The 21,778-nt window shown below is 53.6% G+C and carries 20 protein-coding genes; 4 read left to right on the top strand and 16 right to left on the bottom strand.

The window, feature by feature from the left end; genetic code table 11:
- From mraY to mltG, 8 genes are all read right to left on the bottom strand, one after another.
- Entirely contained in the window at positions 1–1,074 is a 1,074-nt protein-coding gene (mraY, locus tag G4V39_RS09575) for a phospho-N-acetylmuramoyl-pentapeptide-transferase (protein WP_166032720.1), read from the bottom strand.
- Positions 1,075–2,475, bottom strand: a complete 1,401-nt coding sequence (locus G4V39_RS09570; protein WP_166032719.1) for a UDP-N-acetylmuramoyl-tripeptide--D-alanyl-D-alanine ligase — start codon at positions 2,473–2,475, stop codon at positions 1,075–1,077. It lies immediately after the preceding gene.
- Positions 2,476–3,993 (bottom strand): UDP-N-acetylmuramoyl-L-alanyl-D-glutamate--2,6-diaminopimelate ligase, encoded by a 1,518-nt coding sequence (locus G4V39_RS09565; RefSeq protein ID WP_166032718.1) that lies wholly within the window; start codon positions 3,991–3,993, stop codon positions 2,476–2,478.
- Entirely contained in the window at positions 3,963–5,531 is a 1,569-nt protein-coding gene (locus G4V39_RS09560; RefSeq protein WP_166032717.1) for a penicillin-binding transpeptidase domain-containing protein, read from the bottom strand. Before G4V39_RS09560 ends, G4V39_RS09565 begins: the two co-directional genes overlap by 31 nt.
- Positions 5,532–5,552: 21 nt before the next feature.
- Positions 5,553–5,906, bottom strand: coding sequence for a hypothetical protein (locus tag G4V39_RS09555; RefSeq protein ID WP_166032716.1), 354 nt, complete (start codon positions 5,904–5,906; stop codon positions 5,553–5,555).
- Positions 5,899–6,771, bottom strand: a complete 873-nt coding sequence (gene rsmH / locus G4V39_RS09550; protein ID WP_166032715.1) for a 16S rRNA (cytosine(1402)-N(4))-methyltransferase RsmH — start codon at positions 6,769–6,771, stop codon at positions 5,899–5,901. Before rsmH ends, G4V39_RS09555 begins: the two co-directional genes overlap by 8 nt.
- Before the next feature lie 7 nt (positions 6,772–6,778).
- Complete coding sequence (mraZ, locus tag G4V39_RS09545; protein ID WP_166032714.1) at positions 6,779–7,237, bottom strand: division/cell wall cluster transcriptional repressor MraZ; 459 nt, start codon at positions 7,235–7,237, stop codon at positions 6,779–6,781.
- 202 nt (positions 7,238–7,439) lie between these two features.
- On the bottom strand, positions 7,440–8,558 hold the full coding sequence (gene mltG / locus G4V39_RS09540; protein WP_166032713.1) for an endolytic transglycosylase MltG: 1,119 nt from the start codon (positions 8,556–8,558) through the stop codon (positions 7,440–7,442).
- A gap of 85 nt (positions 8,559–8,643) precedes the next feature.
- On the opposite strand from mltG, the gene selB reads away from it, so the two are divergent.
- Positions 8,644–10,563, top strand: a complete 1,920-nt coding sequence (gene selB, locus G4V39_RS09535; RefSeq protein WP_166032712.1) for a selenocysteine-specific translation elongation factor — start codon at positions 8,644–8,646, stop codon at positions 10,561–10,563.
- Here the strand turns inward: selB and G4V39_RS09530 are convergent.
- Genes G4V39_RS09530 through G4V39_RS09515 form a run of 4 tightly spaced genes read right to left on the bottom strand, consistent with a single transcriptional unit; the run spans position 10,560 to position 14,480 of the window.
- Entirely contained in the window at positions 10,560–11,318 is a 759-nt protein-coding gene (locus G4V39_RS09530; protein WP_166032711.1) for a MinD/ParA family protein, read from the bottom strand. The genes selB and G4V39_RS09530 overlap by 4 nt on opposite strands.
- On the bottom strand, positions 11,315–12,007 hold the full coding sequence (locus G4V39_RS09525) for a GGDEF domain-containing protein (RefSeq protein ID WP_166032710.1): 693 nt from the start codon (positions 12,005–12,007) through the stop codon (positions 11,315–11,317). Before G4V39_RS09525 ends, G4V39_RS09530 begins: the two co-directional genes overlap by 4 nt.
- A gap of 8 nt (positions 12,008–12,015) precedes the next feature.
- Complete coding sequence (gene murJ, locus G4V39_RS09520; protein ID WP_166032709.1) at positions 12,016–13,605, bottom strand: murein biosynthesis integral membrane protein MurJ; 1,590 nt, start codon at positions 13,603–13,605, stop codon at positions 12,016–12,018.
- Positions 13,605–14,480: a DMT family transporter gene (locus G4V39_RS09515; protein ID WP_166032708.1), complete on the bottom strand. Its 876-nt coding sequence runs from the start codon at positions 14,478–14,480 to the stop codon at positions 13,605–13,607. Before G4V39_RS09515 ends, murJ begins: the two co-directional genes overlap by 1 nt.
- Before the next feature lie 105 nt (positions 14,481–14,585).
- Here G4V39_RS09515 and G4V39_RS09510 point away from each other — a divergent pair, with 105 nt between their 5' ends.
- Entirely contained in the window at positions 14,586–15,752 is a 1,167-nt protein-coding gene (locus tag G4V39_RS09510; RefSeq protein WP_166032707.1) for a methyltransferase domain-containing protein, read from the top strand.
- Here G4V39_RS09510 and G4V39_RS09505 read toward each other — a convergent pair.
- Positions 15,749–16,489 carry an RNA 2'-phosphotransferase gene (locus tag G4V39_RS09505; RefSeq protein WP_166032706.1) on the bottom strand — a complete coding sequence of 247 codons (741 nt, stop codon included), beginning with the start codon at positions 16,487–16,489 and terminating at the stop codon, positions 15,749–15,751. The genes G4V39_RS09510 and G4V39_RS09505 overlap by 4 nt on opposite strands.
- Positions 16,490–16,564: 75 nt before the next feature.
- On the opposite strand from G4V39_RS09505, the gene G4V39_RS09500 reads away from it, so the two are divergent.
- Positions 16,565–17,920: an HDOD domain-containing protein gene (locus G4V39_RS09500; RefSeq protein WP_166032705.1), complete on the top strand. Its 1,356-nt coding sequence runs from the start codon at positions 16,565–16,567 to the stop codon at positions 17,918–17,920.
- 126 nt (positions 17,921–18,046) lie between these two features.
- Here the strand turns inward: G4V39_RS09500 and hpt are convergent, their stop codons facing one another.
- Genes hpt through G4V39_RS09485 form a run of 3 tightly spaced genes read right to left on the bottom strand, consistent with a single transcriptional unit; the run spans position 18,047 to position 19,998 of the window.
- Positions 18,047–18,568 (bottom strand): hypoxanthine phosphoribosyltransferase, encoded by a 522-nt coding sequence (gene hpt / locus G4V39_RS09495; protein WP_166032704.1) that lies wholly within the window; start codon positions 18,566–18,568, stop codon positions 18,047–18,049.
- Positions 18,558–19,424, bottom strand: coding sequence for a 16S rRNA (cytidine(1402)-2'-O)-methyltransferase (gene rsmI, locus G4V39_RS09490; RefSeq protein ID WP_166032703.1), 867 nt, complete (start codon positions 19,422–19,424; stop codon positions 18,558–18,560). Before rsmI ends, hpt begins: the two co-directional genes overlap by 11 nt.
- A complete protein-coding gene (locus G4V39_RS09485; protein WP_166032702.1) occupies positions 19,390–19,998 on the bottom strand; it encodes a CDP-alcohol phosphatidyltransferase family protein in 609 nt (202 codons plus the stop codon). Before G4V39_RS09485 ends, rsmI begins: the two co-directional genes overlap by 35 nt.
- Before the next feature lie 109 nt (positions 19,999–20,107).
- On the opposite strand from G4V39_RS09485, the gene G4V39_RS09480 reads away from it, so the two are divergent.
- Positions 20,108–21,775 (top strand): NAD+ synthase, encoded by a 1,668-nt coding sequence (locus G4V39_RS09480; RefSeq protein WP_166032701.1) that lies wholly within the window; start codon positions 20,108–20,110, stop codon positions 21,773–21,775.
- Positions 21,776–21,778 lie beyond the last annotated feature (3 nt).

Raw genomic sequence — 21,778 nt, 5'->3', positions numbered from 1 at the left:
TCACCTCAATTTAAGGGTGCTGATCGCCGCCATTCCCAAAATGACCGAAACTATCCAGAAACGAACAATAACCTTTGGTTCTGGCCAGCCTTTCAGCTCAAAATGATGATGCAGCGGAGCCATTTTAAAGATCCGCCGACCGGTAAGACGAAAAGAGGCTACTTGAAGCATTACTGAAAGGGCTTCAGCAACAAAAACCCCCCCCACTATGGCTAAGAGGATTTCTTGCTTGACCAAAACAGCTACTGTTCCCAGGGCTCCCCCCAGCGACAGTGCCCCGACGTCTCCCATAAAGATTTCAGCCGGGTAGGCATTGTACCACAGGAACCCTAGACCAGCCCCTACCAGGGCCCCGCAGAATATAGCCAGCTCCCCGGCTCCAGGCACATAAGGGATCTGCAGATAAGCCGCCAGACGGGCATGGCCGGCAAGATAGGCAAAAAGCAGATAGGTGGCTGCCGAAATAATGTAGGGCCCGATGGCCAGCCCATCTAACCCATCGGTCAAGTTTACAGCGTTAGAGGCCCCTACAATAACTAAGAGAACAAAGGCGAGGTAAAAAACCCCGAGTTCCGGCCGAAATCCCTTAAAGAAAGGGACCGCCAAAGTGGTGTCAAAACCATGGTAATAGAGATGCCCCCCTATGGCCAGGGCCGCCAATCCTTGAAATAAAAGCTTGACCCGACCGGTGAGCCCCAGATTTCGCCGACCAGAGACTTTACGCCAGTCATCATAAAGACCGATGGCCCCGAAGGCCAGAAGGGCAAAAAGGGCCAACCAAACATAGCCATTGGTAAGATTGGCCCAAAGAAGGGTAGAAATGGTCACGGCGGCAATAATAACTACCCCTCCCATAGTCGGAGTGCCGCTTTTGACCTGATGGGACTGAGGCCCCTCCTCGCGGATTATCTGGCCTATCCGCCAGGCCTTAATCTTGGCGATAAACCAAGGCATAAGGGCAAAGGAAATGAATATGGCCGTAATGGTGGCGTAAATGGTCCGAAAGGTGATGTAACGGAAGACATTAAAAGGCCCAAACCACTCATGGAGGGGATAAAGAAGATGATAAAGCATCTAGCCCCCCTCCCGGAGTCGGATACAGAGTTCATCAAGCCCCATAGAACGGGAGCCTTTTACCAGAATGACGGCCTCAGGCCACCTTTTAAGGGCCTCCGCCAGGGTCCGAAAGAGTTTCTCTTTGGTGTTTAGATGCTCGGTCCGGAGCCCAAGCTCTTGGGCCCTCTGGCTCGTGTGTGAGGCAAACTCTCCATAGGTAAGAAGAAGGGAGGGTTTTACCCGATAGATCTCTTCGGCTATTTGGCAATGGAGCTGGGAAGAGGCCTCTCCAAGCTCCAACATATCGGCAAACACCACCACCAGGGGACGACCGTTAGCCAGCTCCCGAGCGGCACTCAGCCCGGCGGCCACCGAGGCCGGGTTGGCGTTATAAGTATCGTCGATGAGGACGGCCCCACTGGCAAGAGCTACAGGATAAAAACGGCCGGTTCTACCCTCTACCTCAGCAAGCCCCCGGGCTATGATTTCGGCCGGAATTCCGGCCGCTAAGGCACAGGAAGAGGCGGCCAAGGCATTGACCACGTTATGCCTGCCCCACAGGGGAAGTCGCACCTTTAGCCTCTTTCCCCCCAGGGAAAGAACAAAGGCCAATCCCTTTTCGTCCTGAACTATATCCTCGGCGGTCACTGTAGCTGTGGGATCAGAGAGACTATAGGTAACCACCTCTTTGGCTCGGGAGAGAGCCAAACGGTGAAGAATCTTATCGTCCTGACAGACCACAGCTGTCTTACCAGATAGGGCCTCATAAAGCTCTCCTTTGGCTTTATAGACTCCTTCCAGACTTCCAAACCCCTCAAGATGAGCCGGGGCCACATTGGTTACCAGACCGATATCAGGAGAGGCAATTTCTGAGAGGCGGGCGATCTCTCCCGGACGGTTGGCCCCCATCTCCAGCACGGCCCATTTAACTCCCTCCCGAGCCTTGAGGAGTGTAAGGGGCAGGCCGATAAGGTTATTAAAATTACCCTCGGTCTTAAGGGTGGGCCACTGAGAGGCAAAGATTGCTGCCGCTATGTCTTTGGTGGTTGTTTTGCCACAGGAGCCGGTAATAGCTAAGACCATGAGCCCCAGTTTCTTACGCCACCACGAGGCCAGATCCCCCAGGGCCTTAAGGGTATCCCGAACCTTGATAATGGTAATAGCCTTATGGAGCTCAAAGAGATTAAGTCCCGGAGGCCAATCCTCCACCAGGGCCCCTGAAGCCCCGGCCTTGATGGCCGAAGCCACAAAGTCATGGCCGTCAAATCGCGGTCCTTTTAAGGCCACAAATATCTCCCCTGGACCTATGGTCCGGGAGTCAGTCCCCACACCGGAGAAGACCACCCCCATATCTCCGCTTAAAAGAAGACCACCTGTGGCCTCGATCACCTCAGCCGCTTTTAATCTCATCTCAGCCATTCAGATACCTGCCACCTCTTTCAGAGCTTCTTGTCCCATGGCCCTGAAGGCCAGCGCAGCCCGGGCCACCTTGCGGTCATCAAATGGCCGCCGCTTACCAGCTATCTCCTGGTAGGTTTCATGGCCTTTGCCGGCAATAAGAACACAATCTCCGGGTTCAGCCTCATTGATGGCCAGATAAATGGCCTCCTGACGGGAGACAATCAGATGATAGGGAGTCTCCGTTCTTTTAAGCCCCCTCTTTATCTCCTCAAGGATCTGATCTGGGGGCTCAGAGCGAGGATTGTCCGAGGTAAGGAAAACAAGGTCGGCCTTCTCCCCGGCCACCTGTCCCATAAGGGGACGTTTGCCCTGATCCCGATCCCCTCCACAACCAAAGACCACCAACAGCCGACCAGGGGTCATTTGGCGAAGAGTCTCAAGAACTCTAGAGAGGGCCTCTGGGGTATGGGCATAGTCAACCAAGACAGAAAACCCAAAGGGATTTTTTATCGCTTCCAAACGTCCTGGTGGCCCGGAGGCCCGAGAAAGGGCATCAGCAATAACCTCAGGCTCAAGCCCCAAAGAGAGGCCGCAGGCAAAGGCTGCCAGGAGGTTTTCTGCCTGAAAGGCACCAACAAGGGGGCTTGTTAGAAGCAGCTTCCCAAAGGCCCCCCTTATTTCCAGATGGGTTCCCGAGAGATCGGCCTTAAGAATTCGTCCTCTAATGTCTCCATTCTGAAGGCCAAAGGTGATCACCGGGCCAGAAAGCTCCTTGGCCAATCGCTGGCCGTAAGGATCATCGAGGTTAATCAGGGCCGGACCAGCCAAGTGCTCAAGGAAAAGCCGCTTTTTGGCCGCATAATAGGCCTCAAAATGACCATGGTAGTCTAGGTGATCTCGGCTGAGATTGGTAAAAATAGCCGCCGAGACCCTGGTTCCATTTAGGCGGCCCTGCTCCAGACCATGAGATGAGGCCTCAAGGGCCACAAATTTGACTCCCCTTTCCTTAAAGGTTGCAAGAAGCCTCTGAAGTTCTATTGCCCCGGGAGTAGTTTGGGTGGCCACATCCCGAAACCCTCTTCCCCGATACTCGATAGTCCCGATGACTCCGCAGGCAAAACCAGCCTCAGAGAAGATCTGCTCTAGAAGATACGTCAGGGTGGTCTTGCCATTAGTACCGGTGACGGCCACCAAGGTCAGATATTCACTGGGATGATCATAAAAGGACGCCGCCAGGTATCCTAAGGCCTGACGGGTATCCGGGAGGAGAATCCCGGCCGGAATATGTTGCTCCAAGAGGCGACCTTCCGCCACGGCCAGGGCCACGGCTCCCTTATCCAGGGCCTGTTTGACAAAGCGGTGGCCATCCACCCGCCTGCCGGGAATAGCCACAAAAAGGGCCCCGGGAACGACCTTGCGGGAGTCATCGGTGATGGCCGAAACCATCACCTCCGGCCTCAAGACTCTGGCCTGGGGAAGCCCCCGGACCAGATCTTTCAGACTTTTTAGCCTTGTTGGCCGAGAATAATCTCGCATTCTTTTATCTTTTCAATCTTGGTTCCTGGTTTGGGGCTCTGCCCTACAACAACTCCGGTTCCTCGGAAACGATATGGCACTCCAAGGGGTTGAAGCCTCTCCACAGCCTCCCGTAGGGTAAGCCCTACAAGATTGGGAAGCCTTGGGGTCTTCTTCTTGGGGGCCAGGTCAGAGCGGGACTTAATCGTCACCTTTTTGGCCAGGCCGAAGGCCTTGGGCGGGTGAAGATAGGTAGCGTAAAGGACCTTCATTACCCGGGGCACCGCCCGGGTCAGAAAATCCTCCGCCGTATCGCTAATCTCGGTAAAGAGGAGGACCTCTACCAGCTTAGGGGATCCTTGGGGGATGGCCGAAGCGGCCACGTAAAGACGCTGTTTGGGTCCGAAAGAGTAGCCGGAGGCCACCAGCTGAGGGCTAAGGCCTTCTAGTGCCTTCTGGGAGATAACTTGCTGACAGGCAGGAACGTTGAGGAGTAGTTGACGGTTGCCCTCAACGATCTCCTTAGCCACATAGGGACGACAGAGACGGCCTCCGTTGACCAAGGCCGCATAGGCCCGCGCTAACTGAAGGGGGGTAACTCTAATATCGCCCAGGTCCCCAAGGTTTGTTACCGAAGGGGGGAAGCTTCCCGATCTTTCGCCAACCAGGTCTACACCAGTGGGATTGCCAAAACCAAGGGCCCAGGCAAAGCGAAGGGGATCGGAATCTTCAAGTGAGTTCAGGATTTCTAAAAATGGATCCAATACCGGCTTAAGGGGAAAAGTTTCCGAGATAGCCAGATTCTGAAGCTCCTCCTCAGCAGCCTGCCAGAAGCGATTAGGGTCAAAGGTGGGCAGACTAGCCATGGCCATAATGGCTCCAGTGCGGGCCTCAATAATAACCCCCGTGGCCCGGCTAGCCTTGGTCTTCTTCTTTAGATAAGCCAGCTCCTTCTCCAGGCGATACTGAAGATATGTCTCCAGGTTGAGAACCAGGCGGCGCCTAATGGAGTTTTCTCCGGGGAGAAGAAGATAATCGTTATAAAAACCTTCCACTCCCAGAAGCCCTTCTCCCTTCTCGTTGACAAATCCAAGCACATGGGCCCCTAAGGCATTGAGGGGATAAAGTCGCTGGAAGCTCTCACAAAGAGTCAGCCCTTCCAGAGAAAGGGCCCGAATTTGAGCCACCTTAGCCGGTGATAGATTCTGAGCCAGCCAAACTAAACTCTTTTCAGTTCGAAAACGGATAAGAAGTTCCTCAGGACTTTGAAGCAGCACTTTGGCTAGAATAGCGGCCGTCTTCTCTGGCTCATCTATCTTTACGGGACGGGCATAGAGGGAATAGACCGGCCTGGTTTCAGCCAGGACACGGCTGCTACGATCAACAATGAGGGCTCGGGGGGGAGAGACTTCCACCTTGCCCCCCTCCTCGCCACCGCGGCCGGGAGAGACCCGGGGGAAGAATAGGCCAAAGAGTCCAGCAAGCAGAAGGACAACTATCGCTGCCGCAGCGAGGACCCTCTTTTTCTTCCTCCGGGGCCTTTGTCTAATGGTAATCACCCAAAATCCTCCAGCCGATCCTCATTCAAGTCTGATAATCTGACCCGGACGTGGTTCTCGCAGGCCGTGGTATCTTTTAGCCAAACCGAGTATTCGCTTCTTATCAAGTAGTCTTTTCTCTTTATCGGCTAATTTTTGCCTTTGCTTGGCCAGCGTTACGTATTCTGCCTCTAAAGAGGCCACTATCTGACTCATTTGATGAAGCTTATAGGCAATGGTGGCCGAAATGGCAACGCTGGCCAGCAAAAACATCCCAAGCAATATCAAGGCCAAGTTAACTTCGATTTTTTTAGCCCGTCCTCTTCCCCTCAGCGGAAGTTGACGGGGCCCCAAAACCTCCCGTCGAGGCATCCTCAAGGTGGCTGATCTACCCATGATCGACCTCCCTTACCCTTTCAGCCACCCGCATCTTGGCACTGCGGGCCCTGGGGTTGCGAGCAACCTCCTCTGAAGATGGCCTCAAGGGCTTTTTATTGATGACTTTAAGACGAGGGTCCCGGCGAAAATGATGCTTTACCAGACGATCTTCCAGGGAATGAAAGGAGATGATCACCAGTCTTCCTCCCGAAGTCAGGAAGTCGGGGGCCTTTTCCAGAAAACGGTTCAGATTATCGAGCTCTCGGTTCACTGCCAGACGGAGGGCCTGGAAGGTCTTGGTAGCCGGATGACGCCGACGATGCCGGTACCACGAGGGGACGGCCCGGGAGATGATCTCCGCCAGATCTTTGGTGTTTTCAACAGGGTGTCTTTGACGAGCCCTGACAATGGCTTTAGCAATGCGTCGGGCAAAACGCTCCTCGCCCAAACGAAAGATGAGTTTGGCCAGCTCTGCTTCCGAGAGCCGATTTACCAAATCCTTGGCCGTGATTTTCAGACCCTCATCCATACGCATGTCAAGGGGCTCCTCTTTTAAAAAGCTGAATCCCCTCCCAGAGCCTTCAATCAAAAAAGAGGAGAGCCCCAGGTCCAGGATCATCCCCTTAACCTCCCTGACTCCCAGCTCCTCAAGCACCTCATCCACCCGGGCGAAGTTTCGGAGTTCAAAGACCACCCGATCTCCATAGGAGGCCAAACGCCTTCGAGCCAATTCCAGGCTGGCCTGATTCCATTCCAGAGCGATGACCCGGGCCTCCGGAGAGGCCTTAAGTATGGCCTCGGTATGGCCTCCCAAACCAAGGGTGCCATCGACAAAGAGCCCTCCCTCTGAGGCCTTAAGGGCCAAGACGGCCTCCTGCGGCATGACAGTTTCATGATGCCCCTCCCGGAAGCCTGTTGATGTCGGCCACGAATTCACTGTAGTGTTCAAAGTTGTCCCTAACCTGCTTTAGTTCTTCCTCTAAGCGCTCCTTGGACCAGATCTCAAAACGATTAAGGAGCCCCAGCAGAATGACATCCCTTTCTATGCCCACTTCCTCCCGAAGGTGCGGAGGGATAAGGATTCGCCCCTGCTTGTCTAGGGAACACTCTACGGCTGAAGCAATAAAGAATCGCAGGAAACGCTGGACTTCTGGACGCTGAAGAGGCTCCTGGCTGAATCTTTCCTCTATCCGTCGCCACTCTTCATAGGGATAGGCCACCAGGCAGTAAGGAAGATTGGTGATGATAAGGCGTTGATCATATTTAGCCACCAAGACGTCGCGAAAGCGCGCCGGGATACTGAGACGCCCTTTAGTGTCCAGCGTATGGGCCGATCGCCCTCGAAACAAGAGACCCTCCTCGGCACCGCCACGGTCTGGCCTCCCCCCTGTACCCCACTTAGCCCCACTCAGCGCCACTATAGTTAAGCCCTCCTCCACCGTCAAGGAAAAAACCAATTAATCCACATTTTGTGCATTAAACATCAGAAAGCACCACATCTTGAGCATAAATAGAAGACCGAGGGGGAATTATCCACTTTGAAGACGAAAATCAGTGAGAGGATGTCGGTGGGGCCGGAGGTCTCTTTTCTTGTTTTTTCTGCCCCTTTTTACCTTTTTTGCCCTCTTTGAGCTCCCTGGTGGGGGTGTTCTGGTGGGACAAAGTGGGGCGAGGACGGCGACGGTAGCGCCGCACAGCCCGGTTGTGTTCCCGGAGAGTCCGCGAAAAGTGATGTCCTCCGTTGGGTTTGGCCACAAAGTAAAGATACTTGGTCTTGCTTGGCCAAAGCACCGCCCGAATGGAGGACAGACCTGGATTGGCGATAGGCCCGGGGGGCAGACCCGGCCTGAGGTAGGTATTATATGGGCTGGGCCGGCGGAGATCCCGGCGGCTGAGGCGACGTTTGAACTTGGTCAGCCCGTATCTCACCGTGGGATCAGCCTGAAGAGGCATCCCCCGTTTGAGTCGGTTAAAGAAGACACCGGCAATAAGAGGACGCTCAGACTCCAGGTAAGTCTCCTTTTCTACAATAGAGGCCAGGGTAATGACTTCGTGGACCGAAAGGCCGACCTCCTCTGCCCTGGCTGAAAAGTTGTTTTTTTCCCAGGTTTCCCAGAAATGCTCTACCATCTGGCTGATGATGTCCCGGGCACTCATTCCCCGGGTGATATAGTAAGTGTCAGGGAAAAGATACCCTTCACAGGAGTCAGCCTTGATTCCCAGGTTTTTAAGAAACTTTTTATCCCGGCAGGCAGTCAGAAACTCTTTTTTTTCGGCCAGACCGGCTTTATCCAGCAAACGGGCGATCTGATACACGTTAAAGCCCTCAGGGATGGTAACAATATGCTGAATAACCTCACCTCGAGCCAGTTTATCCAGAATAACCTCGGCTGGCTGACTGGCTGAGAGCTCATACTCCCCAGCCTTTATTTGGTCTATTTGACCTCGAAAGTAGGCCAAGGCCAAAAAGGCATAACGATTACGGATAAGACCCCGTTCTTCCAGCTCTCGCGCCACTTCAATAAAAGGAGTCCCCGGACGCAGATAGACGATCTGGGGCTTCGCCCCCTCTGGTCCAGGAGCACTTATCAGATAAAGCGCCCCATAGTAGGCCCCCAAACACAAGAGATAAAACCCCAAGGCGTAGCGCCATTTGAGGTAACGGTCCATCGAAAATAGCGCCTCCTTTACGCCCCCTGGCCCTCAGGATAATAATAAGACCCTGCTTCAAACTATTCCGGGAGGAGAGAGCCAGGTGAAAAAGATCATTCTTGGTACCGCTGGCCATATTGACCATGGCAAGACCACCCTGGTCAAGGCCTTGACAGGGATAGACACCGATCGTCTGAAGGAAGAAAAGCTTCGGGGAATCACCATAGAGCTGGGGTTTGCTCATCTTAGACTCCCTAACGGGGAGATTATCGGGATAGTCGATGTGCCCGGACATGAGCGTTTTGTTAAAAACATGGTGGCTGGAGCCAGTGGCATTGACTTAGTCGCCCTGGTAGTGGCCGCTGACGAAGGGGTCATGCCCCAGACCCGGGAACATCTGGCTATCTGTGATCTTCTGGGAGTCAAAAGCGGCCTGGTGGTGTTAACCAAGGCCGATTTGGTGGAAGACGACTGGTTGGAGTTAATAAAAGAGGATGTGTCAGACTTTGTCAGGGGAACCTTTCTTGAAGGGGCACCAATGGTGGCTGTTTCGGCAGTCACCGGTCAGGGTCTTGAAGAGTTAAAGAAGACCCTGGCAGAACTGGTGGCCAAGGTTCGAGAGCGGTCCGAGGGTGGCCCCTTCCGTCTCCCCATAGATCGAGTTTTCAGCGTTAAAGGTTTCGGAACCGTGGTCACCGGAACCACCATCTCTGGTCGGATCAGGGTGGGAGATCAGGTAGAGATAATGCCCCGACGACTTTCGGCCCGGGTGCGAAACATCCAAGTCTATGGAGAAGATCAAAAGGAAGCCCTGGCAGGACAGCGAACAGCCCTTAATCTTCAGGGGCTAGAGAAAGATGCCCTCCGCCGCGGAGATGTGGTCTGTCAACCGGAGAGTCTGAGGCCCAGCTATCTCCTTGATCTCCATCTCCGTTATCTGGCTGAAAATGAACGCCCTCTTAAGACAGGCTCTAGAGTGCGGTTTCATGTGGGCACAGACGAGGTCATGGGACGGATAGTCCTTTTTGGCTGCGAAGAGGTTACGCCGGGTGGGGAGGCCTTGGCCCAGATCCGTCTTGAAGATCCGGTAGCTGTATGGCGGGGCGATCACTACGTTATTCGTTCTTACTCTCCGGTAATTACTATCGGCGGCGGGGTGATCCTCAATCCTCTTCCGCCAAAGAGAAAACGTACCCAGCCACGACACTATGAAGAACTCTCTCTCCTTAAAGAAGGCCGCCCCCATGAACTGGTTCTCTATCATCTGCGACAGGCAGCTCTTAAAGGATTAAGTCTCAAGGAGATCTCTATTCGCACGGCCCTCTTTGGAAAGGAGCTCGAAGAAGTCCTCAGGGACCTTAAAAAGGAAAAAAAGATTGTCCTAATTGAGGCCGAAGGACGGGAAATTCTTATAGAAGGTCAGCACTGGCAGGAGTTAAAGGACCTTATCTGCCAGCGTCTTGAGGCCTTCCACCAAAAAAATCCCCTTATGCGCGGTCTATCCAAGGAAGAGCTGCGCAGCCGCCTGCCCTCCGAATTGGATTCTCGGGCCTTTGCCCGCCTTCTTAGCGAGTTAGTCAGGGAGAAGAAGGTCGTCCAGGATCAGGAAGTCCTTCGACTGGCCAGTCACCAGATTATCCTGGCCGAAGATCAAGAGAGGCTTAAACAAAAGATCGAAGCCGTCTTTCGCCGGGCGGGGCTAAAGGTGCCTGATCGCGATGAGGCCCTGTCCCGTTTTCGAGACCAGCCTGAGCTGGCCATTAAACTCTTCGATTATTTGGTCCAGGAAGGACGCCTAGTTCGACTCAAAGAGGGGCTCTACTTTCACTCTGAGGTTCTCAAAGAGGTAGAAAAAAAGACGGTGGCCTTCCTCAAAAGGCATGGGGAGATGTCCATTGCCCAGTTTCGCGAACTCACCGGCACCAGTCGAAAGTATATGATCCCGCTGTTAGAATACCTAGACCAAAAGAAGGTCACTTTAAGGGTGGGAGACAAGCGAGTTTTGAGACGGAAGGACCTTTAGCCCCGGCCCTTACCCAGCCGGCTCCTCCAGCCGAAGACCACCTCGGCAATCTCCCTGACGGCCTGAGAGGCCGGGGAGAGGGGCCATCCTTCAATAAGAAGCCTCTGTTCTCTGATGGCTTGAGAGAAATTTCGGTCTTGGGGAATAACCCCCAGAAGATGAACCTTGACCCCCAGAAATCTATCCACCACCCGACCAATCTGCTCAAACAGACGCTGTCCTTCGCGGCGGTTGTTAACCTCATTGATAATGATCCAAAAATCCTGCTTTCCTTGATGACGGTGGAGAACTTTAATCAAGGCATAGGCGTCTGTCAGACTGGTGGGTTCAGGGGTAATGATAACCACAATCCGGTGGGCCAGACCGTTGAACCAGAGGACGGTGTCTCCGATTCCGGCTCCCGTATCAAAGAACACCCACTGATACCTTCCCCACAGACCCTGAAGATGTTCCAGAAGGATCTCCTTGGTCTCATTATCCAGGCGGGTAAGCTCAGCCACCCCGGATGATGCCGGAAGAACGTCAAACCCCTGAGGAACAGAGACAACTATCTCCTCCAGCCTTTCCCCTTCCATAATGACGTGCTGGATATTCTTGCTAGGGGCCAGCTCCAGAAGAATATCCACATTGGCCAGCCCAAGATCACAATCCACCACCAGGACCCGTCCTCCCAGATCGGCAACCGCTTTGGCCATATTAACCACCAGACTGGTCTTCCCAACACCACCCTTTCCGCTGGTAACGCTGATGATCATTCCTCTCCTCCGAACAAAAGTGCTCTTTCCTCCGAGGAGACCCCGGCCTGAGAGGAAAACAGGGAGCGCCAATCGGGATGACGGATACAGTTGCGTCCATCCTTTTTGGCCCGAAGGAGCTGCTCGTCGGCCTGACGTATAAAATCCTGCCAGTCTATCTGATGATGAGGCTTAAAGACGGCAATCCCGAAACTGGCGGTAACCTTAATCTCCCGACCATTATCCTTCACCCTAAGGCCAGTTATAGCCCGTTTAAGGCGGCGGCAAAGAGAGACAGCTCCCTCCAGGCCCGTGGCTGGCAAAAGTATGGCAAACTCTTCTCCTCCATAACGAGCGGCGATGTCTGTTTTGCGGATACTCTCACGGATGGTTCGGGCCACCACCTGAAGAACCCGGTTTCCCGCCAGATGGCCATAGGTGTCGTTGATTTGCTTAAAAAAGTCCAAGTCCATCATGATCAGGGCACAGGCAAAGTTCCCCCGCCTGGCCTGCTCCAGAGCTGACTCCACCTGGGTTCGGAAATAAGAGAGTTTGTAAAGACCGGTTAGCTCGTCAACAACCACAGCCTGTTCCAGCTGCTGACAGCGTCTGACAAGGGTCTCCAGGGCCTTTGCCGCCTCAGCAAGAAGACTTTCATCAGCCCCGGCCGCCTCCTGAAGGCGTCTGGCAAGCTCAAGATAGGTCTCCATGGGTGTCTTTATTTATCGGTCCGCCTCCAAGAGGACTGAAGAAATCGTCTCCAGAGGGAGCGAAGAAGCTGGATTTCAGGGGCTTTAAGGAGCCAGAGAAGGAGAAAGTAGGTCAGAGTGGCTACAAGAATAACAAGAATGAGGGCCACCGTCTCCCAGAAAAGAGAACCGGCTACCAGTTCCCTTCCCAGAAGACAGACCAAGGCCAGCCCTGCAGAGGCCAAACAGACCCTGAGAGCAGAGAAAAAGATTTCCCGAAGAGGAAACCCTCCAATTAGACGATAGAGAACCCAGGAAAGAAGCAGAAAGTTTATTGACATCACCAAGGCCGTAGAAAGGGCCACGGCCCGGAAGCTCAAAGCCTCAATAGTAGCCAGGATAAAGATCACGTTTAATCCTACGGCCAGGAAACTGGCTGCCACCGGCCATCTGGTTCGCCCTAAGGCGTAAAATATGGGAACAACCACCTTGACCCCAGAGTATCCCAAAAGCCCTAAGGCGTAGAAGGAAAGGGCCGTGGCCGTCATCAAGGTATCGTGGCGCAGAAAGCGTCCGTGCTCAAAGATCACCTGAACAATGGGCCGGGAGAGGAAAATAAGCCCTACCGCCGCCGGCAGGCAGAGGCTGATCATAAAGGATATGGCCTGGGAGGTGGTCTGGCCCAGCTCGACAAAAGAGCGTTTGGCCGCCAGCCTAGAGGCCACCGGCAAGGTGGCCATAGAGATGGCCACGCCGAAGAGGCCTATAGGCAAATACATAAGCCGAAAGGCATAGTTAAGCCAGGCTACAGCTCCCTCACCGCAACTGGCGGCAAAGTAGGTATTGATGAAGATATTTATCTGAGTGGCCGAAAGGCCAACCACCGCTGGGATCATCAACCGGAAGACCTCTCGCAGCCCGGGTTCGTGGAGATCAAGCCTTGGCCGGGGAAGATAACCTAGGCGGGACAGCGGCCAGAGCTGGACTCCAGCCTGAAGGACTCCCCCCAAAAGAATCCCTATAGCCATACCCAAAATAGGAGGATAACCCAGATGCCCTAAAAAAACAGCCAAAGCCACCCCCGAAGCAATGGAGCCGGCATTGAAAAAGGCTGAAGACAGAGAGGGAAGAAAGAAGACCCCCTTGGTGTTGAGGATTCCCATAAAGACTGCCGAGAGAGAAACCAACCAAAGAAAGGGGAACATGATTCGGGTCAGGCTAACGGTAAGGTTTACCTTCCCGGGGACAGAGGAAAAATCCGGGGCCATAAGGCGTACCAAATGGGGAGCAAAGATTATCCCTAAAGAAATGATAAAAAAGAGCAACAGAGAAAGGGCCCCTAAGACCGAATCAGCCAGACGATAGGTTCTTTGGGCCCCATATTTTTGATCGTAGGCACTAAACACACTGACGAAGGCCGAGGACAAGGCCCCTTCGGCAAACAAATCCCGCAGAAGATTAGGGATACGGTAGGCCACCACATAGGCGTCCATAGCAGTGCCGGCCCCGAAAAAGCCAGCCAGAACCTGCTCTCGGACCAGCCCCAAAATTCGACTGGCCAGCACGGCCAGGCTCACCTTGCTTGCCGACCGGGCGATTTCCTCTCCCGTCCCTCCCATCAGCTACTCCCCAGAAGGACGATCATAGCCACCCCCAAAACCATCAGACCCGCTCCAGCCAACCTGGAGGCCATGGCTTCTTCCTTGAAGAATAGGCCCCCCCAGAGGACGCTAAAGAGAAGGCTCAACCGCTTGACAGCAATCATATAGGCGGCTTCCACCATACTGATGGCCGTCATGTGACAGACAACCATTGCTGATTGGCTTCCCCCCACCAGCAGCCACCCCCGCCAGGTCCCAAAGACCCTGGAGAACTTTACCCGGAAAATGACCCCCAGGACCAGGGCACTAAAGAGACCGTGAACAAAAAAATAAAAAACAGCAAAGAAAAGGGGATCTGAGTGGATAACAGCCAGCTTGCCCAAAACGGAATTAATGGCGTAAATAGCCGCCACCAAGATCATCAAAAGTGAGCCCTTCTCTCGCCAGATAGCCCGAAAAGGGGCCAAAAGTCCATTTTTTATCTCCCCCAGGTTAAGCAGATAACTTCCCAAGACAATGAGTAATATGCCAGTCACTCCCCAGGAGGTAAGAGTCTCCCCCAGGATGAGAGCCCCGGTAAGGATCATAAAGGCCGGCGTGAAAGAGAGAAAGGGCACCGTAAGGGAAAGAGGCGATATCCTTAGGGCCTTCATATAAAGCAACAGGGCCACTGTCTCTAAAGGCAAAAGGATGGCCACAGTCTTAAAAAAAACGGCATCAAGAGGAGGTGGTTCAAGCAGACAAAGAACCGGCCCCAAAAAGATCAGGGGGCCAGTAGCTCGGGCCAGGGCCATCTCCATTGTAGAGAGGTGGCTAAGGTATTTCTTGGTAAAAAAATCTGAACCCGAGGCCGCCAAGGCGGTGGACAGTGCCCAGAAGAACCACATGGCCATCTATCCTAATGGCCCTCTAACTCCAGGGAAAGCCCCCAAGATTGGCAGATGGTGAGGCCTCTCTGAAGCTGGTATTTTAAAGAAAATTTAACAGGCGAGGTGAGCATGCCCATAAAGACCATCCAGTATCTGGACTGTCATCTTTACTGGCAGAGTGAATACGCCACACATGAGGAGCGCTACCTTGTTAAGGCCAACCTTTGGCGTGATCTCTGGCCTCAGGAGGTGGCCCAAGCCCTGACCGAGGCCAAAGCTGGAGATCGCCTTCATTTTAGCTTCCCCCCAGGAAGCCTGGTTCCCAAACGAGACGAAGCCGAGATCCGCAAGGCCTCACCTAAAAGGTTTAAGGAGCATCAGGTAGGGGACAGACCCCGCCTGGGGCGTTTCTATCCTCGAGGGGTTTTTAACCTGATCGGTTTCTTTGGAGCCGATATTCGGCCCACAAGGATTATAAAGCTCACCGAGGATGTAATGGTTCTTGACTTAAACCACCCTTTGGCCGATCGGGAACTGAAACTAGAAATAGAGGTCTTAGAGGTGGTCTCTCGAGGCGAGGAACGGGGAGGCCGGGTTCGAGACTGGATAGAAATTCTTTTAGATGGCCCGGGGATTCAGGCCCGCTGGAAGGACCTACCCACAGATTTTGGCGGCCCTAAGGCCCAAAGACGAACCGATCCCACCCCAGACTGTCAGTTCTATTCCCGTCCGGGAGTCTCCACTCCCATAGACCAAAAAGCCGCCAGCCTGATCAGGGAACTCCTTGAAAAGGTTCTTCCTCCCGGACCTGTTCTTGAACTTTTCTGCCCCGGTCAAAGTCTTGTTCCCCCTGGCTACCCCGTCGTGACCCTCTCGCCCTGCCAGCCCCAAGTCAAACCCGGGGGAGAGGAGAGAATCATCCAGGACCTAAACGAAGACCCCAGACTTCCTTTTAAGGATGGAAGTTTTGCTGCCGCTGTCATCAACCTCACCCTACCCTATCTTCTCCGGCCCTTTGCCCTGGCCTGGGAGGTAGCCCGAGTCTTAAAACCCAAAGGGGTGTTCATCATGACCTTTACCGACCGCTACCTTCCCTCCCGAGCCACGGAACTCTGGATAGACCTCCACCCTTTTGAACGGATGGGTTATGCCACAGAGATCCTCCTTGAGAGTGGCTCCTTCGGACACCTGGAGACCTATTCGGCCCGAGGTTTTCCCCGGCCGGCCCATGATCCTCTTTTTCCCCAAAGACGGGAAGCCGATCCAGTCTTTGCCGTCTGGGGGAAACGCCTTTAAGGACGCCTTCGACGCCGGCGGCGCTCCTGCTTCCAGGAAGGATCTTTCTTTTTGCCTTTTCGCTTCTCAACCGGGGGCCTAAGAGTGGTGGACCCTGGTAAAAGGTGGGCCGCAGGAGGTCCCAGAGAGGCCTTCTCTTCCTTCTTCTCTTTCTTTTGGCGTCTTTTCCTCTGGGCTTCAAGCATCTCCGGGGTAAGAGGAGGGCCTTTAAGAAATTGGGGATCGATCCATTCGCACAGATAGACCAGCTCCTTGAGGACCCAAAATGGCAGTCCTGAAGCCGCAGCCTCCCTGGCCTGAACCTCAAGGATGATCGCCCTTGGCCCCAATCTCCTTTTAGCCCTCTCCGCCAGATCTCGAGAGGCGTACAGCCTGACAAAGCGGCCCTTGGCCGGAGAAAGCCCCCGTTTAGAAACGTGAGGCCAGGCCCGTTCCCTGATGACGGCGTAAAGGACAGGAGGGGGATCAACCAGACTAGGCTCAGGAAGGTCTTTCTCAGCCCGAGCCCGCACCCTCTCCTCCAGAAACTCAAAACGCTCTGGACACCAGAAGACAAAAAGGTCTCTTAAGGTCTTCTGACGCACATGTCCCCATCCGGGCTCCTCTGCTATGGCCTGGGCCAACTCCTTAATCGAATAAAAGCCTTCTTCATCCGGGAACAGGGCAAACTCATCTGGCCGATGGGCCAGGGCATAGAAGACCAGCTTTTCCAGACGTTTGATCTCTCGTTTGTCCATGAATTCTAAGTTTAGCAAAGGTTCAAGAGTTCCGAGAAGAGAACAAAAGGCCATTTTTTGCCCAAAAGAAAGCCTATGACCGAGACCATCTCCTGGGAAGAAATCCGCAAACTGTCAGAAAACATCTGTGAAACCGCCGATTTGCCCGGGTTTTCCGAAACTGTTGAGACCATTGCCAATCTCGGGCCGGAAAACGACCTCTCTGCCCAGGAACTGGCCGCCCTGATCCTCAAAGACTACGGACTGACCAGCAAGGTCATCCGCATGGCCAACTCCGCCTTTTATAACCCCAGCGGCACTGAAATCACCACTGTCTCTCGAGCCATTGTTTATCTGGGGCTAAATCCCATCAAAGAGATTGCCCTGGCCACCAGTCTCTTTGAGACAGTTATGAGGGAGACCCCGACATCCCGACGCGAAAAGATCCTTAAGCTCCTCAGCCAGTCCTACCTCTGCGCCTACATCTGTCGGCAACTGGCCGAAAAAACCCCCTATGAAGACGAGGAGCTGTTCGTCTGTAGCCTCCTTTATCAGATTGTTCGCATTGTCTTGGCCGTCTATCACCCGGGAGCTTACCAGCGCCTTTTGAAGCGCGAAGCCAGCCATCCTGACTCGGTTCAGAGGATGCTTTTTCGCCTGGCCGAAAAGGTAGCCGATTGCTGGTCTCTGCCTCCCAGCCTTCTCTATACCCTGGAGGGCTCTCCTCGCTCCAAGACTCCGGGGACCTTGGCCCATTTTGTGGGGCAAATGAACCAGGCCATCTTTGAGTTAATTAAAGATGGTGATGTTTCTTCTTTGAAGAAGGCGGTGGAGAACTTAAAGGTCTCTCCCGAAGAGACCCCGGGGCTAATTGGTAAGGCCATTGAGGCCATCAAACAGCTCTCTCCCCAGATTGCCATGGAGATACCCTCTCTGGATTCCCCCAAACAGCCAGAGCCCCCCCAGGAGACCTCCGAAGGAGACTTTTACTTCCGGGCCATCTCGGAGATCAGCGCCTCTTTAGCCTCGCGAAAGTACACCTATGAGGAGATTCTGCTTATGGTCTCTGAGGCCCTCTGTCGGGGACTAACCTGTGAAACTGTGGCCTTATCTATTATGAGCCTTGACCGCCGCAGACTTATCATCCGCTATGGCCTGGGGCCCAAAGCCCAAAGCCTAAAAGGAGAGGCCATCCCAATAGACAACTCCTTGTTCCAAACTATCTTTTCTCTGGCCAAGGAGTGGACCGGCAGCATTGAGCAGCTCCCTGAGGCTGGAGCGTTGGAAAAACTTTGGCCCGGAAGGCAGGTACTCATCAGTCCTTTGGTCATCTCTGACAAACCTGTGGGGGCCTTTCTTTGCCTCCGGGGTCAGAGCTTCGGAGCCGAAGATTGCCAGAAGGCCGAGGCCCTAAAAAACCTGGCCATTTTGGCCATAACCACTAATAGATAACCTGACTATCTTAAGCGAGGATAGATGAGATAATAGAAGAAAATGATAGCTATTGCCAGACGAATAACCCAAAGGTACCAAGGACTCTTTTTGAAGTAGTTGATTATAAATTCTTTTTTACCCACTTCAGACCCCTAAGACCTCATAAATTCCGGGAAGATGGCGATATCTTTCGGCATAGTCGAGACCATAACCCACCAGAAATCCGCGGGGAACATGAAAACCGACATAGTCTATAAAGATATCTACTTGGCGCCGCTCCGGTTTATCGATGAGGCAACAGCGTTTAACCACTGCCGGCCGATGGAGTTTGATGACATCTTCCAAATAAAGAAGGGTTCGGCCGGTATCGATAATATCCTCGACAACGATAACTTCTTTACCGGCCACCGGAAGTTCTATATCTTTGGTGATGGTTATCTCCCCCGAGGTTGTCCCTGATCCGTAACTGGCCAGCCGGACAAAATCTATCTCGTGAGGAATCTTTATGGCCCGACAGAGATCGGCCATAAAGATAAAGGCCCCCTTCAAAATGCCTACTAGCACCAGGGGATGACCACTGTGGTCTCGAGAGATCTCCTCTCCCAGTTCGGCCACCCGGGTAGCAATCTCCTCCGGACTGATAAGCAATCTCAGCTCAGCCATCATCCCCTCTCTTGATAGAGATGATCTTCTTATACAGTTCTTTGCGGGAAAGTCCAAGATCCCGGGCCAAAACCCGGGCCACCTCTCCGGCAGGAAGACCATCTTCGAGGAGTTGACAAATTAGATCAGATAGATCTATTTGCCCGACTTCGGCCTTGGCCCCCGAGATAACCACCACAAACTCACCCCGGGCCTCCCTTTCTGAAATCATTTCTGTGAGCTGTTTAAGCGACCCCAGATAATATTCCTCATGAACTTTGGTCATCTCCCGGGCCAAAAAGGCCTCTCGATCACCAAGGATCCTGACCGCCACCTGAAGGCTCTCTTTAATGCGCCGGGGAGATTCAAAAAAGACCACCGGAAGCTGCTGATAACGCAAAGTAGAGAAAATCTCTGTTTTTTTAGAAAGACTCTGGGGGAGGAATCCCAGAAAGACAAAGGCCTCGGCCCTTATACCAGAAACACTTAAGGCCGCTATGGGAGCCGAAGGCCCGGGGACAGGGATTACCTGAATCCCGGCCGCCCGGGCCTGGCGCACCAGGTAAGCCCCGGGATCAGAGATCCCCGGGGTGCCGGCCTCAGAGACCAGGGCCACCCGCCAGCCAGACTTAAGACGAGAGATAATCTCCGGGGTGCGACGCTTTTCATTGTGCTCATGAAGGCTTATCAGTTTGGTTTTAATGCCGTAGGTACTGAGAAGCTTTCTGGTGGTCCGAGTATCCTCAGAGGCGATAAGATCCGCAGACTTTAAGACCTCAAGGGCTCGAAGAGTAATATCCTTGAGGTTTCCTAAAGGGGTAGCTACTACGAAAAGGATGCCGGCCTCAGAAGGTCTTACCACGGAGGGCCTTGCGGACATGAAGGATGCGCTGAAGGGCGGTGATGTTAGCCAAAACAGCTATTAAAACCACTACCGGAACCTCAAGCCCCAGGAAAAGCCCGACCACAATGGCCAGAAGACGTTCAAAACGGGTAAATAGTCCCACCCGGCAATCCACCCCCAGGGCCTCGGCCCGGGCCCGGGTGTAACTAACAAGGAGAGAGCCCGAGAGGGCCAGAATTGTGGCTACCTGGGCCCAGAGAAGGCCTCGGTGGTGAAAGTGAACCAAAAAGCCGGTAAAAATAGCCACCTCCGCGAAACGATCCAGGGTGGAATCAAGAAAGGCTCCAAACTTGGTCCGCTGGGAGGTGGTTCTGGCCAAAAGCCCATCCACGGCGTCCAGAGGGCCAAAGAGAGAAAGGGCCAGGCCAGCCCCAAAAAGCTTACCCATTCCAATAAGCACCCCCACCAGGACACAGCCCAAGAATCCCAAGAGGCTGACGGTGTTGGGACGGATACCAAGCCGGTAGAAAAGCCTGGCCAGGGGCAAGAGAAGGGGCTGACTGGCCATTTTCACCCGGTCAGTGAAGGTGACAGTTTCTTCACAAGACACAGTAGTTACCTCCTGCTGAAGGCAGGATATAAGAGGCCCCGGGTAGCGTCAAGTTAAGATAATGGGTTTTATTTATCTCGCATTTGACTTAAAATGCCAGCCCATCAAGATGAAGATCGCCTTGGCCCAAATAAATCCTACGATTGGTGCTTTCTCGGCCAACCTGGCCAAGATGATCCGAATGGCCGAAGAGGCTCGGGATCGAGGCTGTCAGCTTGTGGTTTTTCCCGAATTAGCCATCTGTGGTTATCCTCCCAGGGATCTCCTTGAGAGGCCGGAGTTTGTAGCTGCCAATCTGGAGGCCACAGAGGCCCTTGTTAAGGCCACAAAGGGCATAACCCTGATTTGTGGCTTTGTTGATCTGGTAAGAGAAAAAGGGGGAAAGCCCCTCCGCAATGCCACCTTGGTTGCTCAAGACGGAAAAGTTCTGGCCCGGGCTTACAAGCGTCTCCTTCCCACCTATGATGTCTTTGATGAGACCCGTTACTTTGAACCCGGGAAAACAGCCACCGTGACAGAAATAGGGGGAATCCCCTTTGGGCTTTCCATCTGCGAAGATATTTGGAACGATGCCGACTTTTTTCCCTCGCCCCTTTACGACTTAGATCCAGTGGCCGAGCTGGTTGCCACCGGGGCAAAGATAGTGGTTAACATCTCCGCCTCCCCATTTTACCTGGGAAAGGGGCATCTGAGGGAACGGCTCCTTTGTCACCTTTCGGCCAAGTATCAGCGGCCCTTTCTCTATTGCAATCAGGTTGGAGCCGATGATCATCTCATCTTTGATGGACATTCCCTAGTCGCCGATAAAGGAAAGGTGTTGGCCCGGGCGGCCAGCTTCAAGGAAGACCTTCTGATCTTCGATCTTGCCGCAGAGAAAGGCCCTATGGCCCCTTACTTTGAAAGAGACGATGAAGAGGCCCTTGAGGCCCTTACCCTGGGGATCAGGGATTATTTCTCCAAGACAGGCTTCTCTCTGGCGGTAGTTGGTCTTTCAGGGGGTATAGACTCCTCGGTCACTGCCGCCCTGGCCGTCAGAGCCTTGGGGGCAGAGGGAGTCTTAGGAGTCCTTATGCCCTCACCATATACTTCCAGGGCCTCTATGGAAGATGCCCAGGCCTTGGCCACGGCCCTGGGAATTCAAACCAAGACCATTGCTATCACCCGGATTTATCAGGAGTATCGGGTCTGCTTAGAGGGGGCCCTTGGAGAGCCCCCGGGAGATATCACCGATCAGAATATCCAAGCCCGTATCCGGGGCAACCTTCTTATGGCCCTGGCCAACCAGTATCGAGGGCTGGTCCTCTGTACTGGTAATAAGGCCGAATTTGCTGTAGGCTACTGCACCCTCTATGGAGATATGTGTGGGGCTCTCTCGGTCCTGGCTGATGTTCCAAAGCTCATGGTCTATAAGCTTGGTCGCCTAATTAACGCCCAGCATGGGAAGAAGATCATCCCTGAGCGGGTCTTCATTAAGGCCCCTTCAGCAGAGCTTAAGCCGAACCAGAAAGACGAAGATGATCTGCCGGCCTATATCCTTCTTGATACCTTAGTTAAGGGCTATGTAGAGGAACTTAAGAGTCCTGAAGACCTCCTTGCCTCCGGTCTTCCTCCAGAGAGCCTTGAACAGACCCTGAAGATGATCTACCGCGCCGAATACAAACGCTGGCAAGCCGCCCCGGGGCTTAAAATAACGGCCAAGGCCTTTGGATATGGTCGAAGATATCCCATCGCTCACGGTTTTGATCCTCTGAAGTTCAGAAACAGACGTGTGCTATAGACC

This window comes from Thermosulfuriphilus ammonigenes (assembly GCF_011207455.1).
Classification (GTDB): Bacteria; Desulfobacterota; Thermodesulfobacteria; order Thermodesulfobacteriales; family ST65; genus Thermosulfuriphilus; species Thermosulfuriphilus ammonigenes.
The sequence above is the reverse complement of the archived record's forward strand: the minus strand, read 5'-3'. Positions and strand labels throughout refer to the sequence as shown.

Coding starts and splice junctions, on each gene's coding strand:
- G4V39_RS09500 (WP_166032705.1), top strand. CDS start 16,565: ATGACCGAGACCATCTCCTGGGAAGAAATCCGCAAACTGTCAGAAAAC.
- hpt (WP_166032704.1), bottom strand. CDS start 18,568: ATGATGGCTGAGCTGAGATTGCTTATCAGTCCGGAGGAGATTGCTACC.
- G4V39_RS09515 (WP_166032708.1), bottom strand. CDS start 14,480: ATGGCCATGTGGTTCTTCTGGGCACTGTCCACCGCCTTGGCGGCCTCG.
- G4V39_RS09480 (WP_166032701.1), top strand. CDS start 20,108: ATGAAGATCGCCTTGGCCCAAATAAATCCTACGATTGGTGCTTTCTCG.
- G4V39_RS09570 (WP_166032719.1), bottom strand. CDS start 2,475: ATGGCTGAGATGAGATTAAAAGCGGCTGAGGTGATCGAGGCCACAGGT.
- mraY (WP_166032720.1), bottom strand. CDS start 1,074: ATGCTTTATCATCTTCTTTATCCCCTCCATGAGTGGTTTGGGCCTTTT.
- G4V39_RS09505 (WP_166032706.1), bottom strand. CDS start 16,489: ATGGACAAACGAGAGATCAAACGTCTGGAAAAGCTGGTCTTCTATGCC.
- G4V39_RS09565 (WP_166032718.1), bottom strand. CDS start 3,993: ATGCGAGATTATTCTCGGCCAACAAGGCTAAAAAGTCTGAAAGATCTG.
- G4V39_RS09555 (WP_166032716.1), bottom strand. CDS start 5,906: ATGGGTAGATCAGCCACCTTGAGGATGCCTCGACGGGAGGTTTTGGGG.
- rsmH (WP_166032715.1), bottom strand. CDS start 6,771: ATGCCGCAGGAGGCCGTCTTGGCCCTTAAGGCCTCAGAGGGAGGGCTC.
- G4V39_RS09530 (WP_166032711.1), bottom strand. CDS start 11,318: ATGATCATCAGCGTTACCAGCGGAAAGGGTGGTGTTGGGAAGACCAGT.
- G4V39_RS09525 (WP_166032710.1), bottom strand. CDS start 12,007: ATGGAGACCTATCTTGAGCTTGCCAGACGCCTTCAGGAGGCGGCCGGG.
- murJ (WP_166032709.1), bottom strand. CDS start 13,605: ATGGGAGGGACGGGAGAGGAAATCGCCCGGTCGGCAAGCAAGGTGAGC.
- rsmI (WP_166032703.1), bottom strand. CDS start 19,424: ATGTCCGCAAGGCCCTCCGTGGTAAGACCTTCTGAGGCCGGCATCCTT.
- mltG (WP_166032713.1), bottom strand. CDS start 8,558: ATGGACCGTTACCTCAAATGGCGCTACGCCTTGGGGTTTTATCTCTTG.
- G4V39_RS09510 (WP_166032707.1), top strand. CDS start 14,586: ATGCCCATAAAGACCATCCAGTATCTGGACTGTCATCTTTACTGGCAG.